This is a genomic window from Micromonospora sp. NPDC093243, assembly GCF_044753725.1.
Lineage (GTDB): Bacteria > Actinomycetota > Actinomycetes > Mycobacteriales > Micromonosporaceae > Micromonospora.
Map to the genome: position 1 here is coordinate 118,671 of NZ_JBIVNT010000011.1, position 16,238 is coordinate 134,908.

16 protein-coding genes are annotated in these 16,238 nt (G+C 71.6%); 7 read left to right on the top strand and 9 right to left on the bottom strand.

The features are described from left to right. Nucleotides 1-14: 14 nt before the first annotated feature. The 4 genes from ACIP9D_RS30185 to ACIP9D_RS30200 all read left to right on the top strand — a co-directional run bounded on the left by ACIP9D_RS30185 (nt 15) and on the right by ACIP9D_RS30200 (nt 5,591). A complete protein-coding gene (locus ACIP9D_RS30185; RefSeq protein ID WP_350874303.1) occupies nt 15-1,208 on the top strand; it encodes a sensor histidine kinase in 1,194 nt (397 codons plus the stop codon). Nucleotides 1,209-1,233: 25 nt separating this feature from the next. Next, nucleotides 1,234-1,914, top strand: coding sequence for a response regulator transcription factor (locus ACIP9D_RS30190; protein ID WP_350874302.1), 681 nt, complete (start codon nt 1,234-1,236; stop codon nt 1,912-1,914). A gap of 354 nt (nt 1,915-2,268) precedes the next feature. After that, nucleotides 2,269-3,036 carry an ABC transporter ATP-binding protein gene (locus tag ACIP9D_RS30195; RefSeq protein WP_350874301.1) on the top strand — a complete coding sequence of 256 codons (768 nt, stop codon included), beginning with the start codon at nt 2,269-2,271 and terminating at the stop codon, nt 3,034-3,036. After that, a complete protein-coding gene (locus tag ACIP9D_RS30200; RefSeq protein WP_350874300.1) occupies nt 3,036-5,591 on the top strand; it encodes an FtsX-like permease family protein in 2,556 nt (851 codons plus the stop codon). Before ACIP9D_RS30195 ends, ACIP9D_RS30200 begins: the two co-directional genes overlap by 1 nt. A gap of 49 nt (nt 5,592-5,640) precedes the next feature. Here the strand turns inward: ACIP9D_RS30200 and ACIP9D_RS30205 are convergent, their stop codons facing one another. The 3 genes from ACIP9D_RS30205 to ACIP9D_RS30215 all read right to left on the bottom strand — a co-directional run bounded on the left by ACIP9D_RS30205 (nt 5,641) and on the right by ACIP9D_RS30215 (nt 7,521). Next, complete coding sequence (locus ACIP9D_RS30205) at nt 5,641-6,294, bottom strand: HAD family phosphatase (protein ID WP_350874506.1); 654 nt, start codon at nt 6,292-6,294, stop codon at nt 5,641-5,643. Between the two features lie 122 nt (nt 6,295-6,416). Further along, on the bottom strand, nt 6,417-7,160 hold the full coding sequence (locus ACIP9D_RS30210; RefSeq protein ID WP_350874299.1) for a neutral zinc metallopeptidase: 744 nt from the start codon (nt 7,158-7,160) through the stop codon (nt 6,417-6,419). Nucleotides 7,161-7,314: 154 nt separating this feature from the next. Continuing rightward, a complete protein-coding gene (locus ACIP9D_RS30215) occupies nt 7,315-7,521 on the bottom strand; it encodes a hypothetical protein (RefSeq protein ID WP_350874298.1) in 207 nt (68 codons plus the stop codon). Between the two features lie 49 nt (nt 7,522-7,570). Here ACIP9D_RS30215 and ACIP9D_RS30220 point away from each other — a divergent pair, with 49 nt between their 5' ends. The 3 genes from ACIP9D_RS30220 to ACIP9D_RS30230 all read left to right on the top strand — a co-directional run bounded on the left by ACIP9D_RS30220 (nt 7,571) and on the right by ACIP9D_RS30230 (nt 10,116). Further along, on the top strand, nt 7,571-8,380 hold the full coding sequence (locus ACIP9D_RS30220; RefSeq protein ID WP_350874297.1) for a class I SAM-dependent methyltransferase: 810 nt from the start codon (nt 7,571-7,573) through the stop codon (nt 8,378-8,380). 95 nt (nt 8,381-8,475) lie between these two features. Beyond that, nucleotides 8,476-8,868, top strand: coding sequence for a YciI family protein (locus ACIP9D_RS30225; RefSeq protein ID WP_350874505.1), 393 nt, complete (start codon nt 8,476-8,478; stop codon nt 8,866-8,868). 3 nt (nt 8,869-8,871) lie between these two features. Further along, nucleotides 8,872-10,116 (top strand): DUF6596 domain-containing protein, encoded by a 1,245-nt coding sequence (locus ACIP9D_RS30230; RefSeq protein WP_350874296.1) that lies wholly within the window; start codon nt 8,872-8,874, stop codon nt 10,114-10,116. Nucleotides 10,117-10,198: 82 nt separating this feature from the next. Here the strand turns inward: ACIP9D_RS30230 and ACIP9D_RS30235 are convergent, their stop codons facing one another. From ACIP9D_RS30235 to ACIP9D_RS30260, 6 genes are all read right to left on the bottom strand, one after another. Further along, nucleotides 10,199-11,299 (bottom strand): ionic transporter y4hA, encoded by a 1,101-nt coding sequence (locus tag ACIP9D_RS30235; RefSeq protein ID WP_350874295.1) that lies wholly within the window; start codon nt 11,297-11,299, stop codon nt 10,199-10,201. A gap of 224 nt (nt 11,300-11,523) precedes the next feature. Next, nucleotides 11,524-12,438, bottom strand: a complete 915-nt coding sequence (locus tag ACIP9D_RS30240; protein WP_350874294.1) for an urease accessory protein UreD — start codon at nt 12,436-12,438, stop codon at nt 11,524-11,526. Next, nucleotides 12,435-13,130 carry an urease accessory protein UreG gene (gene ureG, locus ACIP9D_RS30245; protein WP_400451331.1) on the bottom strand — a complete coding sequence of 232 codons (696 nt, stop codon included), beginning with the start codon at nt 13,128-13,130 and terminating at the stop codon, nt 12,435-12,437. Before ureG ends, ACIP9D_RS30240 begins: the two co-directional genes overlap by 4 nt. Nucleotides 13,131-13,134: 4 nt before the next feature. After that, entirely contained in the window at nt 13,135-13,836 is a 702-nt protein-coding gene (locus tag ACIP9D_RS30250) for an urease accessory UreF family protein (RefSeq protein WP_350874293.1), read from the bottom strand. After that, on the bottom strand, nt 13,833-14,399 hold the full coding sequence (ureE, locus tag ACIP9D_RS30255) for an urease accessory protein UreE (protein ID WP_350874292.1): 567 nt from the start codon (nt 14,397-14,399) through the stop codon (nt 13,833-13,835). Before ureE ends, ACIP9D_RS30250 begins: the two co-directional genes overlap by 4 nt. A 105-nt stretch (nt 14,400-14,504) precedes the next feature. After that, a complete protein-coding gene (locus tag ACIP9D_RS30260) occupies nt 14,505-16,223 on the bottom strand; it encodes an urease subunit alpha (RefSeq protein WP_350874291.1) in 1,719 nt (572 codons plus the stop codon). Nucleotides 16,224-16,238 lie beyond the last annotated feature (15 nt).

The window sequence follows — 16,238 nt, forward strand, 5'->3', positions numbered from 1 at the left end:
ACTAGCGTCGCGGTATGACCGAGGGTCCGAGGGCGCTGCTGCGCCGGCATCCGCTGGCCGCCGACGCGCTGCTCGCCGTCGGCCTGGTGGCGTTGGAGCTGCTGTTCACCCTGCTCACCCCGCGCGAATACTGGCCGCGCCCGCTGCCGGCCACGCTCGGCTGGAGCGTGCTCTGCGCGGCCCCGGTGGCGCTGCGCCGGGTGGCACCGTGGCCGGCGGTCGGGGCGGCGGTGGCCACCCTGGCGCTGCCGGCGGTGACCGGTGACGGCACGACCGCCCAGGGCGTGACTCTGTCCGTGCTGACGTACACGATGGCGGCGCGGCGGCCGGCCCGCGCGGCGGCGCTGGCCGCTGCGCTGCTCTGGGTGCCGGCGATGGTGGCCAACGTGCTCGCCCCGCCGAGCGTCGCGCTCGCCGTCGGCCCGGCCTACCTGGTGCTGAACAACGTGCTGCTGGGGCTGCTGTCGTACGCGGTGGGTCGGGTGGTGAACGCCCGCCGGGCGGCCACCCGAGCGCTGCGGGAGCGGGCGCGGGTGGCCGAGGAACGGCAGCGGTCGCTGGCCGAGCAGGCGGTCGCCGACGAGCGCCGCCGCATCGCCCGGGAGCTGCACGACGTGGTGGCGCACCACGTGAGCGTGATGGGGGTGCTGGCCACCGGGGCCCGCCGGGTGCTGCGCCGCGACCCGGACGCCGCCGACGAGGTGATCGGCACCATCGAGGAGACCGGCCGGGCCGCCCTGCGGGAGCTGCGCCGGCTGCTGGACGTGCTGCGTACCGACGCCGAGCCGGTCGCCGAACTCGCCCCGCAGCCGGGGCTGGCCGGCATCGACGCGCTTACCGAGCAGGTGCGCGAGGCCGGCCTGCCGGTGACGCTGCGCGTCGAGGGCACCCCCGGGCCGCTGGAGGAGGGGGTGGCGCTGGCTGTCTACCGGATCGTGCAGGAGGCGTTGACCAACGCGTTGAAGCACGCCGGGGCGGCGAGCGCCCAGGTGCGCCTCAGCTACGGCACGGACGCGCTGGAGGTGGAGGTGACCGACACCGGGCGCGGCCCGCGACCGGAGCCGGACCGGATCGGGCACGGCCTGGTGGGCATGCGGGAGCGGGTCGGCCTCTACGGTGGTGTTCTGCGGACCGGCGCGCGCGCCGGCGGCGGCTTCCGGGTGTACGCGAGGATCCCGGTGGAGCAGCCCGGGCCGGTCGCGGCGTGACCGGACGGCAGGACGGGGAGACGAGATGACCGATCAGGCGGCACGGCCGGTGCGCGTCCTGCTCGCCGACGACCAGCCGCTGCTGCGCACCGGGTTCCGGATGGTGCTGGGGGCGGAGGACGACCTGGACATCGTCGCCGAGGCCGGTGACGGGGTGGAGGCGGTGGACCTGTCCCGCCGGCTGCTGCCCGACGTGGTGCTGATGGACATCCGGATGCCCCGGATGGACGGGGTGGCCGCCACCCGGGCCATCGTCGACGCCCGGCTGCCGGTGCGGGTGCTGATCCTGACCACCTTCGACCTCGACGAGTACGTGGTGGGCGCGTTGCGCGCCGGCGCCAGCGGCTTCCTGGCCAAGGACGTGCCGGCCGAGGACCTGGTCACCGCGATCCGTACCGTGGCCGCCGGCGAGGCGGTGGTGGCCCCGCGCATCCTGAAGCGGCTGCTGGTCCGCTTCGCCGACGTGCTGCCCGATCCGGCCGCGGCGCCGCCGCGGTCACTGAGCGCGCTCACCGAACGGGAGCGGGAGGTGCTGGTCCAGGTGGCCCGAGGGCTCTCCAACGCCGAGATCGCCGCCGCGCTGTCGGTGAGCGAGACCACGATCAAGACCCACGTCGGGCATGTGCTGACCAAGCTGGGCCTGCGCGACCGGGTCCAGGCGGTGGTGCTGGCGTACGAGACGGGGCTGGTCCGTCCCGGGGCGTAGCCGCCCAGCCCCGACTACCTCCTGCGGCGTACCCGAAGATCCCCCGTCGGTGCGATGGCCCGGTTGTCGCGGTCACCTACCGTGACCGGAGACGGCCAGACGCGGTTGACCCTCACGTGGCGTCAGCTCCTAGCGTCGGGCCCGGTGCCGTCCCGCCCGTACGGGCGGGCGGCGCGCCCGGCGCGGATCAGGGTCAACCCTGAGCCGGGATGGGGGGCACCCGCAGCGCGGAAATCCGCACCGGCTCCGCCCGGAGTCGGACGGAACCGGGCCGGGCGGCACAGATGATGGGGACGGCCACGCCGGACCAGCGGGGGTGGCGTGGATTCCGAGCAGACGGAAGAGGTAGATGACGTGACCGCGACGGTAGGCCACCAGGCGCAGGCCGCGGCCCGGGCGAACGACGTGTGGAAGGTGTACGGCAGCGGCGAGGCCCAGGTGATCGCGCTGCGGGGGGTCAGCGCGGAGTTCGAGCGGGGTCGGTTCACCGCGATCATGGGCCCGTCGGGCTCCGGCAAGTCGACGCTGATGCACTGCCTGGCCGGCTTGGACACGGTGACCCGGGGGGCGGTGTCGATCGGCGACACCACGGTCACCGGCCTCGGTGACGCCGGGCTGACCAAGCTGCGCCGGGACAAGGTGGGCTTCATCTTCCAGCAGTTCAACCTGCTGCCCACCCTGACCGCCAAGGAGAACATCCTGCTGCCGATGTCGATCGCCGGTCGCAAGCCCGACCCGGCCTGGTACGACACGGTGATCGACACGGTCGGCCTGCGGGACCGGCTGGACCACCGCCCGGCGCAGCTCTCCGGCGGCCAGCAGCAGCGGGTCGCCTGTGCCCGCGCGCTGGTCTCCCGACCCGAGGTGATCTTCGCCGACGAGCCGACCGGCAACCTGGACTCGCGCTCCGGCGCGGAGGTGCTCAACTTCCTGCGCAACTCGGTACGCGAGCACAACCAGACCATCGTCATGGTCACCCACGACCCGACCGCCGCCGCGTACGCCGACCGGGTGGTCTTCCTCGCCGACGGGCAGATCGTCTCGGAGCTGATCGAGCCGACCGCCGACACCGTGCTGGACACCATGAAGAAGCTGGACGCGCCGGCCGAGGTGAGCGGCTGATGTTCCGGGCGACACTGAAGAGCCTGCTGGCCCGCAAGCTGCGGCTGATCCTCTCCGGGCTGGCGGTGGTGCTCGGGGTGATGTTCGTCTCCGGCGCGTTCGTGCTCACCGACACCCTCGGCCGGTCGTTCGACGCGGTCTTCGCCGACGGCTTCTCCGAGATCGACGTGAACGTGGCGGGGAAGCCGAAGGTGGCGGTCAACGAGATGGAGGGCGAGCAGGTGGCGGCGCCGCTGCCCGCCGCCACCGTCGAGCGGGTGAAGCAGGTGCCCGGGGTGGCCGACGCGGTCGGCGTCGTCAACGCCGACGGCGCGCGGCTGATCGGCAGCAACGGCAAGGTGGTCACCTCGTTCGGCCCGCCGCAGTTGGGCGAGAACTGGACCGGCGAGAGTGAGCTGCTCCGGCTGCGCGAGGGTCGCGCTCCGCAGGCCGACGACGAGATCGTCATCAACGCGGGGTTGGCCCAGGCGGCCAAGGTCACGGTCGGCGAGCGGGTCGGGGTGCTCACCGCGTTCGAGTCGAAGCGGCGGGACTTCACGCTGGTCGGCCTCTTCGGCTACAGCGGTGACCGGGACTCGATCGGCGGGGTGAACGAGGTCATGTTCACCACCCCGGTGGCGCAGAAGCTGATGCTCGGCACACCGGACACGTTCAGCAGCATCACCGTCACCGCCGCCGGCGGAGTGACGCCGGAGGCGTTGCGCGACGACGTGGCCGGCGCCCTCGGCGCGGATTTCGACGTCAAGACCGGTGAGCAGGTCGCCGCCGACCAGGCCGCCGGCCTGAAGGAGGGCCTGCAGTTCTTCAACCGGATCCTGCTCGGCTTCGCCGCGGTCGCGCTGCTGGTGGGGACGTTCCTGATCCTCAACACCTTCTCGATCATCGTGGCGCAGCGCACCCGGGAGCTGGCGCTGATGCGGGCCATCGGCGCGAGCCGGCGCCAGGTCATCGGCTCGGTGGTGCTGGAGGCGATCGCCGTCGGCCTCATCGCCTCGGTGCTCGGCCTGGCCGCCGGCATCGGCATCGGCGCGCTGTTGGCGTGGGTCTTCGGCAACCTGGCCGGCGGGCTCACCCTGGCCGGGCTCGGCGTGCCGGCCGCCGCGGTGATCGGCGCGTTCAGCGTCGGCACGGTGATCACCGTGGTGGCGGCGCTGCTGCCCGCGCTGCGGGCGTCCCGGATCCCGCCGATCGCGGCGATGCAGGACGTGGCCACCCCGGACCGGCCGCTGACGAAGGTCACGGTCGCCGGCGGGCTGGTCACCGCGATCGGCGCGGTGCTGCTCTTCCTCGGGCTCAGCGGCAACGCCGGCGGGCAGACCCTGCCCACCATCCTCGGTGGGGTGCTCTTCGCCTTCATCGGGGTGGCGCTGCTGACTCCGCTGATCAGCCGGCCGGTGGTGAGCCTGCTCGGCGCGATCTTCGCCTGGTCGGTGCCGGGCAAGCTGGGCCGGCTCAACTCCGGGCGCAACCCGCGCCGCACCGCGATCACCGCCGCGGCGCTGATGGTCGGCATCGCGCTGGTCACCGGCGTGACGGTGATCCTGGATTCGGCGAAGGGCAGCATCAGCGCGCTGGCGCAGGACAACATCAAGGCCGAGCTGGTCATCGCCGGGGTGCAGGGCGGGCCGCGTCCGCCGAGCTTCGACCCGTCGGTGCTGGAGAAGGCGGCGGCGATCCCCGGGGTCCAGCTGGTCGACGGCGAGTACGGCGACATGGTGAAGATCAACGGTGAGAGCACCTGGGCGGGCGCGAGCAGCGACCCGGCCGCGCTGCAGCAGATCTTCGCCGCGAAGGCCAGCGCGGGAGACATCAGCCGCCTGGCGCCGGGGCAGCTGCTGGTCAGCTCCGACACCGCGACGTCGCGCAACCTGTCGGTCGGCTCCACGGTGACCGTGCAGGCGCAGCGGGGTGAGCCGCGCACGTACACCGTCACCGGCATCTACGAAAGCTCCCAGCTGCTGAACCCGGTGACGCTGCCGGCCGACGCGGCCCGGGAGTTCACCGTTCCGCAGCCGATCCAGGGCTTCGTGCAGTTGGCCCCGGGCACCTCGGTCTCGACCGTGCAGCCGCAGGTGGAGTCGCTGCTCGCGGACTCCCCCGAGGTGTCGGTGGCCGACCGGGACGCGTTCATCGAGCAGCAGGCCGGTCAGCTCGACGGGCTGCTGACGATGATCCAGATCCTGCTGGCGCTGGCCATCGTGATCGCGGTGCTGGGCATCGTGAACACCCTGGCGCTGTCGGTGCTGGAGCGCACCCGGGAGCTGGGCCTGCTGCGGGCGATCGGGCTGCGCCGGGCGCAGACCATGCGCATGATCACCGTCGAGGCGGTGGTGATCTCGGTGTTCGGCGCGCTGCTCGGCGTCGCCGTGGGCACCGGTCTCGGCGCCGCGGTGGTCGAGGCGCTCAAGGACGAGGGGATCACCGACCTGATCCTGCCCTGGTCGCAGATGGGGATCTTCCTCGGCCTCGCCGCGATCGTCGGCGTGGTCGCGGCGGTCCTCCCCGCGATCCGGGCCGCCCGGATCAACGTCCTGGGCGCCATCGCCCACGACTGACCCACCACGACGAGGGGCCCCCGCCGGTCGGCGGGGGCCCCTCGTCGCGTCAGCGCCGGGCGGGTCGCTGGCCCAGCAGCGCGGCGAGCAGCTCCAGGTCCACGCCGGTCAGGCTCGCCAACTGGTGTACGCCCTCGGTGGCCGGCAGCGGCACCTCGGCGGGTACGGCCAGCACGGCCGCGCCGGCGGCCAGCGCGCTCGCCACACCGGTGGCCGAGTCCTCGATCGCCACGCACCGCTCGATCGGCACGTCCAGCAACCGGGCGGCGGTCAGGTAAGGCTCGGGATGCGGCTTGGCCGCGTCGACCTCGTCGCCGCAGACCACCGCGTCGAAGCTGTCCCGGCCGAGGGTGTCCAGGGCCACCTCGACCAGCGGCCGGCCGCTGGAGGTGACCAGGGCGGTCGGGATGCCGGCCGCGCGGACCGCCGTCAGCAGCGCCAGCGCGCCGGGACGCCACCGCAGCCCGGTGCGGAACAGCTCCAGGATCCGCGCGTTGATCCACGCGGCGCTGGCCTCCGGATCCCGCTCGGGCTGACCGAGGTCGTCGTGCACGATCCGCATCGACGCGGCCATGCTGGTGCCGATGATCGCCCGGCGCGCGGCCTCGGAGAGCGTTCCGCCGTACACCTCGGCCAGCTCCTGCAGCGCGACGTCCCACAGCTTCTCGCTGTCGACCAGGGTGCCGTCCATGTCGAAGAGCACGGCGGCGGGGCGCGGGCTGCTCAGCGTTTCCTCAAGCGTGGTGACCGACATGCCCGGATCCTCTCAGGGCCCGGTTCAGCAGGTCCGGCCGGCATCGGCCGAGGTGACGAACACCAACCCGCTCAGCTCAGGCCGCAGGCCTTCAGGGACTGCTCGTAGCCGCGGAAGAAGGAGTCCGTCCGCTGCTCGGCCGTGCCGTGCGAACCCTCGGCGAACCACGGCTGGTCGGGGTCGTCGCCGACCGCGGCCAGCCCCTCCCGGAACTCCTCCAGGTCGCCCTCGGCCAGGGTGAGGGCCTTCGCGCGCACCGAGTCGCCGAGGTAGGCGCCGGCCATGCAGTCGGCCTGCAACTCCTGCTGGATGGTGAAGTCGTAGCGGATACCCAGGCGCACCTGGACGCCGTGCGCGTACTCGTGGCCGAGCAGGTAGAAGACGAACGCGTCACCGATCTGCCGGAACGCGGCGACCGACCAGTTCACGTCGTAGGCGATGAAGTCGCCCTGCGAGCAGTAGACGGCGTTGTTGCGCGGCAGCGGTTGCCCGCCGCAGGAAACCTGCCCCTCCCGCTGGTAGGCGGTGATCCGCCGGATCGGCTGGAACCGCTCCCCCGAGGCCCGGAACTGGGCCGTCCAGTAGCGTTCGGCGACCGCCTGCGCGTCGGCGACGTCCTGGGTGAACTCCTCGACGCTGGTGGTGCCGTCGGCCCGGGTGGCCGACGGGTCCGACGACGCCGCCGGGGGCTCAGCGCCCGGCTCCTGGCCCTGCGGGTCGGACACACCGCCGACGAAGCAGCCGGCCGAGGCGACCAGCGCGACCAGGAAGCCGGCCAGCAGGCCGCGCGAATAACGTGTTGGGCGTGTCCCCACAGTGGCCTCCCCGGCGTCCGTGTCTGCCGCAGCCAGTACCCCGACGCTCAGTCCAGCATGCGGAGTGCTCTACGGCCGGGGAACCCGGCCGGTTCAACAGGGCGACGACATGGTCGACCCACCCGACGGGCGGGGTCGCACCGCGGCTCGGGTCTCAGTAGTGGTCGCGGATGTTACGCAGCCAGGTCCCCTCCCGGGACGCGTGCTCGCCGGCCTCGTGCCGGTGCTGGGCGTCCCGGGCTGCCGCGTCGTCGTCCGGAGAGCTGAGCCGGCGACGATCCCGCCAGGCGACGTAGCCGAAACAACCGGCCATGATCAGTGCGATCAGTGCGATGGTGCCGAATACCACCCACGGTGTCATGCCTCGACGGTAACCGGGCCGAGCACGTCGGCCGCTACGCTCGCCGTCCATGACCAGCTTCGATGATCACGAGCGCCACCGCTGGGTCGGCCGCGCCGAGGCGTACGCCCGCAGTTTCGGGCGGCTCTGCGCCCACCCGGCGGACGCGCTGCTGGACGCGGCCGGGGCGCGGGCCGGCACCCGGCTGCTGGATGTCGGCACCGGGCCGGGCACCGTCGCGGGGCTCGCCGCCGGACGGGGCGCGGCGGTGACCGCGGTCGACGCCGAGGAGAGCATGATCGCCTCGGCACGGCGCTCCGCCTCCGGTGCCCGCTTCGTCCGGGCCGCGCTGCCGCACCTGCCCTTCCCCGCGAACACCTTCGACGCAGCCGTGGCGAACTTCGTGCTCAACCACGTCGGCGACCCGGCCGCCGCCGTGCGGCAGCTGCGCCGGGTGGTACGCCCGGGCGGGCTCGTGGCGTTCACCGTCTGGCCGCATCCGCAGCCGCCGCTGCAACGGCTCTGGGGGCAGGTCTACGACGCGGCCGGCGGTCCACCGCGCCCCGACCTGCCCCGCGTGGCCGCCGAGCGGAACTTCGACCGGACCCCGGCGGGAGTGACCGGGTTGCTGCGTGGCGCGGGGCTGACGGACGTGCGCTGCGAGACGCTGTCCTGGGTACACCGCGCGGACCGGGAGGACTGGTGGGCCGGGCCGGCGAACGGCATCGGCCAGCTCGGGCTGCTGCTCAGCGACGCGCCGGCGCCGCTGCGCCGGCGGGTCCGCGAACAGTACGACCGGCTCACCGCCGCCCACCTGGGCCGGGACGGGCTGCTCGGGCTGCCCACGGCCGCGCTGCTCGGCACGGGACGGGTGGGTTGACGCACGGTCGGATGTCCGGAACCGGGGGCCAGCCTCGACGTCCCCGGTGAGCGGCGCCGCGCCGACGCCGACGGAAGGAGCGCAACGTGAAGTACATGATCATGCTGTACGGCTCGCAGCAGGACTACGACGTGCTGTCCGGGCTGCCCACCGACAAGCCGCCGATGACCGCCGAGCAGGTCGCGGCGATGCACGCGCACATGGAGAAGGTGCACCAGGCGCTGGCCGAGTCCGGCGAGCTTGTCGACGCGCGTGGGCTGAGCGCCCCCGCGCACGCCCGGCGGGTGCAGCTCACCGGCGGCGTGCCGGTGGTCACCGACGGGCCGTACCCGGAGACGCACGAGGTGCTCGCCGGCTACACGATCGTCGAGTGCGCCAGCTTCGACCGGGCCACCGAGATCGCCGCTGGGTTCGTCGACCCGGACGCGGCCGGCGGGTACGTCGACGTGCGTCCGGTGCTCGACGGATTCGAGGACCTGGCTGGCTGACCGGTGACCGGCGAACGCGTCGAGGAGCTGCTGCGCCGGCTGGCGCCGCAGGTCCTCGGCGCGCTGGTCCGCCGCTACGGGCACTTCGACACCGCCGAGGACGCCACCCAGGAGGCGTTGATCGCCGCGGCGACCGGCTGGCCGCGCGACGGCGTACCGGAGAATCCCCGGGCCTGGTTGATCGCCGTCGCCGCGCGCCGGCTGACCGACCTGCTCCGCCGTGAGCAGGCGCGGGCCCGCCGGGAGGATACCGTCCACCGGTGGGTGCTGCCCGGGGACCGGGTGGCGTCGCCCGCCGACGAACCGCCGACCGACGGCGACGACAGCCTCATCCTGCTCTTCCTGTGCTGCCATCCGGCGCTCTCCCCGGCCTCCCAGATCGCGCTCACCCTGCGTGCGGTGGGCGGGTTGAGCACCGCCGAGGTGGCCCGGGCGTTCCTGGTGCCGGAGGCGACGATGACCCGGCGGATCACCCGTGGCAAGCAGCGGATCCGGGACAGCGGCCTGCCGTTCCGGATGCCCACCGGGGCGGAGCGGCCGGCCCGCCTCGCCGCCGTGCTGCACGTGCTCTACCTGATCTTCAATGAGGGGTACGCCCGCACGTCCGGGCCCGGTCTGCTCCGCGCGGATCTCTCGGCCGAGGCGATCCGGCTGGCCCGGCTGCTGCACCGGCTGCTGCCGGACGATCCGGAGGTCGCCGGGCTGCTGGCGCTCATGCTGCTCACCGACGCCCGCGCGCCGGCCCGGATCGGGCCACACGGCGAACTGGTTCCGATGGCCGAGCAGGACCGCCGCCGATGGAAGGCCGACCAGATCGCCGAGGGCGTGGCGCTGGTCAGCGCCGCGCTGCCCCGCGGGCCGGTCGGGCCGTACCAGGTGCAGGCGGCCATCGCCGCCGTGCACGACGAGGCGCGGAGCGCCGAGGCGACCGACTGGGCGCAGATCACCGCCCTCTACGAGGTGCTGCTCGGGTTCTCCGACAACCCGGTGGTGGCGCTCAACCATGCCGTCGCGGTGGCCATGAGCCGCGGCGCGCCGGCCGGACTGGAGCTGCTCGACCGGCTCCGCGCCGACGGTCGACTCGCCGATGACCCACGGCTGCCCGCCGCCCGGGCGCACCTGTTGGAGCTGGTCGGCGACCGGTCCGGCGCCCGGGACGCCTACCGCGCGGCGGCCGCCAGGTCGACGAATCTGGCGCAGCAGCGCTACCTGCGCGCCCGCGCCGACCGGCTGAGCGACGCCGACTGAGCGCCGGGCCGGGAGGAGGCCTGGTAGGTCGCCTGCTCGCCGGCCCGACCTGGCGCAGGTCGGCGCTCCTGCCGGGTGGATGTCAGGGGCTGGCGGCCAGGAAGACGAAGGCGGCCAGCAGGACCAGGTGCACGCCGCCCTGCAACAGGGTCGCCCGGCCGGGCACCACGGTCAGCACGCCGGTCACCGCGGTGAGCGTGAGCAGCGCGAGCTGGGTGCCGCCGAGGCCGAGCAGCAGCGGCCCCTCCAACCAGATCGAAGCGATCGCGATAGCCGGAATGGTCAGGCCGATGCTGGCCATCGCCGAGCCGAGTGCGAGGTTCAGGCTGATCTGCACCCGGTCGCGGCGGGCGGCGCGAGCGGCGGCCAGGGTCTCCGGCAGCAGTACCAGCAGGGCGATGATCACGCCCACGAAGGCGTGGGGCAGGTTCGCCGCGGCCACCCCCGCCTCGATGGTCGGGGAGACGGTCTTGGCATCGCCGACCACCGCGACCAACGCCACGAGCAGCAGTCCGAGGCTGATCAGCGCGTCGCGGGTCGACGGCGGTTTGGCATGCGCCTCCTCGTCGACCACCTGACCCGCGCTGTCGACCGGCAGGAAGTAGTCGCGGTGCCGGCCGGTCTGCACCAGCACGAAGAGCCCGTAGAGGGCCAGCGACGCGATGGCGGCGAAGGTCAGCTGGGCCGGGCTGAACTCCGGGCCAGGCCGGCTGGTGGTGAAGGTCGGGATGACCAGGCTGAGGGTGGCCAGGGTGACCACGGTGGCCAGCGCCCCGCCGGTGCCCTCCGGGTTGAACAGCGCGACCCGCCGGCGCAACGCCCCGAGCAGCAGGGACAGGCCGAGGATGCCGTTGCAGGTGATCATGATGGCGGCGAAGACGGTGTCCCGGGCCAGCGACTGGGTCTTCTCCGGCCCGCTGATCATGAGCGTGACGATCAGCGCGACCTCGATGACGGTGACCGCGACGGCGAGCACCAGCGAGCCGTACGGCTCCCCCACCCGGTGGGCGACCACCTCGGCGTGGTGCACGGCCGCCAGCACCGCGCCACCCAGCAGCACCGCGACCAACACGACGAGAGGCCCGGCCAGATCCCGGCCCCAGGTTCCGAGCAGCACCAGCACGGCGAGCACGGGTACGGAGACAGTCCAGTCGGTCAGTCGGGAGCGGAGCAGCGCGGCCATGCACCAACCCTGCCAGGCGAATGGATCATGTGCCCACTGCCGGCGGCAATCAATTCAGTACCGATCGTGACGGTCGGGCCGGCGGAGCGCGCCCTTCGGCTGTCGGGACTGGCTCGGCGCGCTGGCCTGGTCGGCCTTCGGCAACATCGTGGGCGGGGCGGGTCTCGTCGCGTTCCTGAGCCTGAGGGCGGATGCCGGGCCGGCGGGCAGGCCGCCCTTTGGCATCATCGCCACGTGAAGGCCGAAGGAGTGGCCCGGCCGACGGTTTCCGCGCGGGCGACAGCACAGAACTCCTGGATCCGCGCGCGGACCGGCTCCGTTTCACGCCCAAGCACCTTGTAGGACAGTCCCGCGTTGTTCGGCAGCCGGCTGACCCCGGCGACGAGCGGAAGCTCGTCGTCCCAGATGGGCGGCATCCGATCGGCGACTCGACAGGTCGGCTCAGGAGCGGTGAGCAGCAGGGCGTTGCCGAAGACGTGGAAATCGCCGAGCACGCCCCGCCGGTCCACGCCGAACCGCGCGGGGTCGACGACGTACTTCTCCACGAACAGGTCGGGCCCAGCGGGACGGGCGGCCCGGACGGCGCAGGAGAAAAGGTCGTACTGGAAGAGCTCTCCGTCGCGGTGGTGCTTGCGTCCCGGCAGCAGGATCTCGGAGTACAGCACCGTTCCGGACTCCGGCAGCGTGATGGAGGTGTGGGTGACGAACCGGCTGTGCCGGTAGGGAATGGTCGGCTCCGGAAGGTACTCCAGGTAGGCATCGTCCGCGAGGGTGATCCGCTGGAGCTGGCTGGCATGGTTCGCGTCCATCTCCTGGATCTTGTTCGCCGCCTGCGTGGTGAGGTGGGCCCGCGCGCCCTCGCCGAGCGAAACGTCGATCCGGTACCGGTCACCCTGGAGCATCCCGCCCGAGGTGGAGATGATGAACACGCAGGCCATCTCGGGCATCGCAGGATCCCAGTGAAGTGCCCGCTGCACCAGGAGCGGTGCCTGGCGGAACAGATCGGCTAGCACCGTCCGCTCGCCGCGCTGCTCGAACCTCAGCCGCAGCAGGCCGACCTTCCCCGGCGCACCGCCGGGGAGCTGAGCCGGCTCGTCGAGGTACGGCGCTAGCTCCGGTGCGTCGTCCAGGGAGATCATGCCGGCACCGGTCGTGTCCGCGACTGTCGGCCGGCGGGCGGCTGACCCGCTTCGGCCGGTAGGTCGAACAGCGCGTGGTAGCGGATAAGCGAGATGAGTTCGTCGATACCCTCGCCTGTCTTGCAGTTGGTGAAGACGAAGGGCTTGTCGCCACGCATCCGGGTTGCGTCCGCGGCCATCACGTCGAGGTCCGCTTCGACGTACGGCGCCAGGTCGATTTTGTTGATCACCAGGATATCCGACTGCGAGATGCCCGGGCCGTTCTTGCGGGGGATCTTGTCGCCGGCGGCCACGTCGATCACGTAGATGAAATAGTCCACCAGCGCCGGGCTGAAGGTGAGGGTCAGGTTGTCTCCGCCACTCTCGATGAGCACAAGGTCGCTGTCGGGAAACCGAGTCTCCATGTCCTCCACTGCGGCGAGGTTCATGCTGGGGTCCTCCCGCACCGCCGTGTGCGGGCAGGCACCGGTCTCCACCCCGATGATCCGTTCCGCCACGAGCACGCCGGTCAGCGCTCTCCGTACGTGCGCGGCATCCTCCGTGGTCACCACGTCGTTGGTGACCACGAGCACCCGCAGGCCGCTCTCCACCAGACGGGGCACGACCGCCTCGATGATCGCCGTCTTGCCGCTGCCGACTGGACCTCCGACGCCGATCCGACTGACTGTCTTCATAGCCACTCCCAGAACCAAGTTGTCAATTCATGAACATGCGGATGTGCGCGTCGACGTGAGCCGCGGCCAACACGTCCATCACCGGCGCGAAGGCCGCCATGTCGTCGAGACGTGCGCCCGCCACTGCCTGGTACTCCTCGGCCGCCGTCGCGTTGACCTGGTAGAGGATCGCCTGGGTTTCCAGATGGTCGACCCGCATCAGCCGCAGGGCGGCACTCAGCACCGTGGCCGCGACGCCGTATTGGTGAACGGCGAAGGCATCCTGCTCGCTGAGCCCGAGGCTGGCGAAAAGCGCGCCGACTGCGACCGGGTAGGTGACCGGGACTCCGTCGGCCTCGGCGTCGCGGAACCGCTTGTCGAGCACCGTGTCACCGACGATCTGCGCGGCCGCCTCGGCCAGCTTGCGCCCCATGCGCAGGCTCATCGTCCGGGCTTCCTCGGGAAGCTTGCGGAGGTGGACGGCCTCGTCCGCGCGGCGGACAAGGTCCAGATCCCCGGCCAGAGCACCCCGGTGCCCCTGCAGTAGCGCTACGCCGTCCCCGGTGGCCGCCAGATGGGTAACGGTCTGGACGAACTCGGCCAGCTCGGCCGCGTTCCGCACGACACCTGTCTGCACTGCCATCTCCAGCCCGCCGGAGAAGGCGAAGGCACCTACCGGAAACGTCAAGTCGCCGAACTGGAGAATCCGCAGGGTCGCCGGGATCGCCGGTTCGGGCGCAGTCATCTGTCGATGGGTTCGGGCAGATGTGAGTGCGGCGTCGAGTCGGCGCCGCCGAACAGGCGGCGGGACTCATGCGGAGCGAGGTACGCGATCACCTCGGTGCCGGGAACGAAGCTGTGCGAAATCCCGCTGAGGTCATGGGTGCGCATCACCGAGTCCATCACCTTGCGGTCCACGGTGAGCGGGACGTACATCCGGGTTCCCTTCACCACCGCCGGCCAGTGCTGGTTGCCGATGGCGTGGCCCAGCTCGACGGCCGAGCGCAGGCCCAGCTCCGCGGGCTCCTTCTCCAGCCGGCTCAGGTCGATGACCATTACCTCGCCCAACTGAACGTGCGCCACGATGGCGGCCGGCGTGCTCTCGTCCCAGAACAGGATGTCGCCGTCACGCAGCCGGTTTCCCCGACCTAGCGACAGCGCTACCTCGATCCCGTCCGCAGTGTGCTTGCGCAGCCGGTTCTTCTGCGCCTCCCACTGATCGAGCAGCAGGCGGTCCACCCGTGCGGCGCCGAGCCGACTCTCCCACGCGGGCTCGTTCGCGTTACCCAGTACCGATTCGACAAGCATCTCGTCGTCCTTCGCTCCGAACTAGATGGTGTAGCGGATGGTGGTGCCGACGCGGGGTCGAGCAGCGGACGCGGTCCGGGGACGGACGCAGGGGGTGAGCGCCCGTCAGCTGAAGAAGTACAACTGGGTCAGGGGCAGGTTCCGCGCCGGCGGCACGGTGGCATGCACGCCGTCGACGGTCACCGCGAAGGTCTCCGGATTGACCTCGATGTGCGGCAGAACGTCGTTGCGCACCATGTGGCGCTTGGTCAAACCCCGCGTCCCGCGTACCGGGAGAACTCGCCGGCGCAGGCCCAGTTTCTCCGCGACACCGGACTCGTAGCCGGCCTGCGACATGAAGGTCACGCAGCTCTGGCTCAGGGCCGCGCCGTAGGCGCCGAACATCGGCCGATAGAGCACCGGTTGCGGCGTGGGCACGGACGCGTTCGGGTCACCCATGATCGACCAGAGGATCATCCCGTTCTTGATCACCATCTTGGGTTTCGCGCCGAAGAAGGCCGGCTCCCACAGCACCAGGTCGGCGATCTTGCCCGGTTCCACCGAGCCAAGCACGTGGGAAATTCCCTGGGTGATCGCGGGATTGATGGTGATCTTCGCGATGTACCGCAGCACCCGGAAGTTGTCGTTGTCCGGCGCGTCCTCGGGTAGCTTGCCCCGCGCGACCTTCATCACGCTGGCCAACTGCATGATCCGCAGCCAGTTCTCGCCGATGCGACCCATCGCCTGGGAGTCGCTGGACATCATCGAGATGACGCCAAGATCGTGTAGGACATCCTCAGCCGCGATCGTTTCCGCCCGGACTCGACTTTCCACGAACGCCACGTCCGAGGGGACCTTGGGGCTCAGGTTGTGGGCGACCATGATCATGTCGAACAGCTCCGCCTGGCTGTTGACACCAGACGGATTAGTCGGCGTGGTGGAGCTCGGCAGGCAGTTGATCTCGCCGGCCACCTTGATGATGTCCGGTGCGTGGCCGCCACCGGAGCCCTCGGTGTGGTACGTGTGGATCGTCCGACCCTCGAACGCGGCGACGCTGTCCTCGATGTACCCGCTTTCGTTGAGCGTGTCGGTGTGCACGGCCACCTGGACGTCGAACCGCTCCGCCGCGGTCAGCACCGACCGGATCGCCTGTGGCGTCGCACCCCAGTCCTCGTGCAGCTTGAACCCGGCCGCTCCGGCTACCGCCTGCTCCTCCAACGGCCCGAGACCAGAACTGTTGCCCTTGGCGATCAGCCCGATGTTGATGGGGATGCCCTCGAAGGCGCGCATCATCGCATGCAGGTTCCACGGCCCCGGTGTGCAGTTCACTCCGTTCGAACTGTCACTCGGACCGGTCCCGCCGCCCCAGATGGTGGTGATGCCGTTGCTCAACGCCGCGTAGGCCTGCTGCGGCGCGACCAGGTGCACGTGCGAGTCGATGCCACCGGCGGTCAGGATGAGATGCTCGCCCGAGATCGCGTCGCTGCCCGGCCCGACCACCAGCTCCGGCGTGACCCCTTCCATCGTGTCCGGGTTGCCGGCCTTGCCGACGCCAGCGATTCGACCGTCCTTGATCCCCACGTCGGCCTTCACCACGCCGAGCCGCGCGTCCAGGACGGTCACGTTGGTGATGACCAGGTCGACGACGCCGTTTGAGCTGGTGAACTCGGCGCTGGAACCCATGCCGTCGCGCAGCGTCTTCCCGCCCCCGTACAGCGCCTCGTCGCCGAGCGTCCGAAGATCGCGCTCGATCTCGACGTAGAGCTCCGTGTCACCCAGCCGAATCTTGTCGCCGGTGGTCGGCCCGTACAGTCCGGCGTACTCCTGCCGAGATATCTGACTCATCACTCTGCTCCCAGG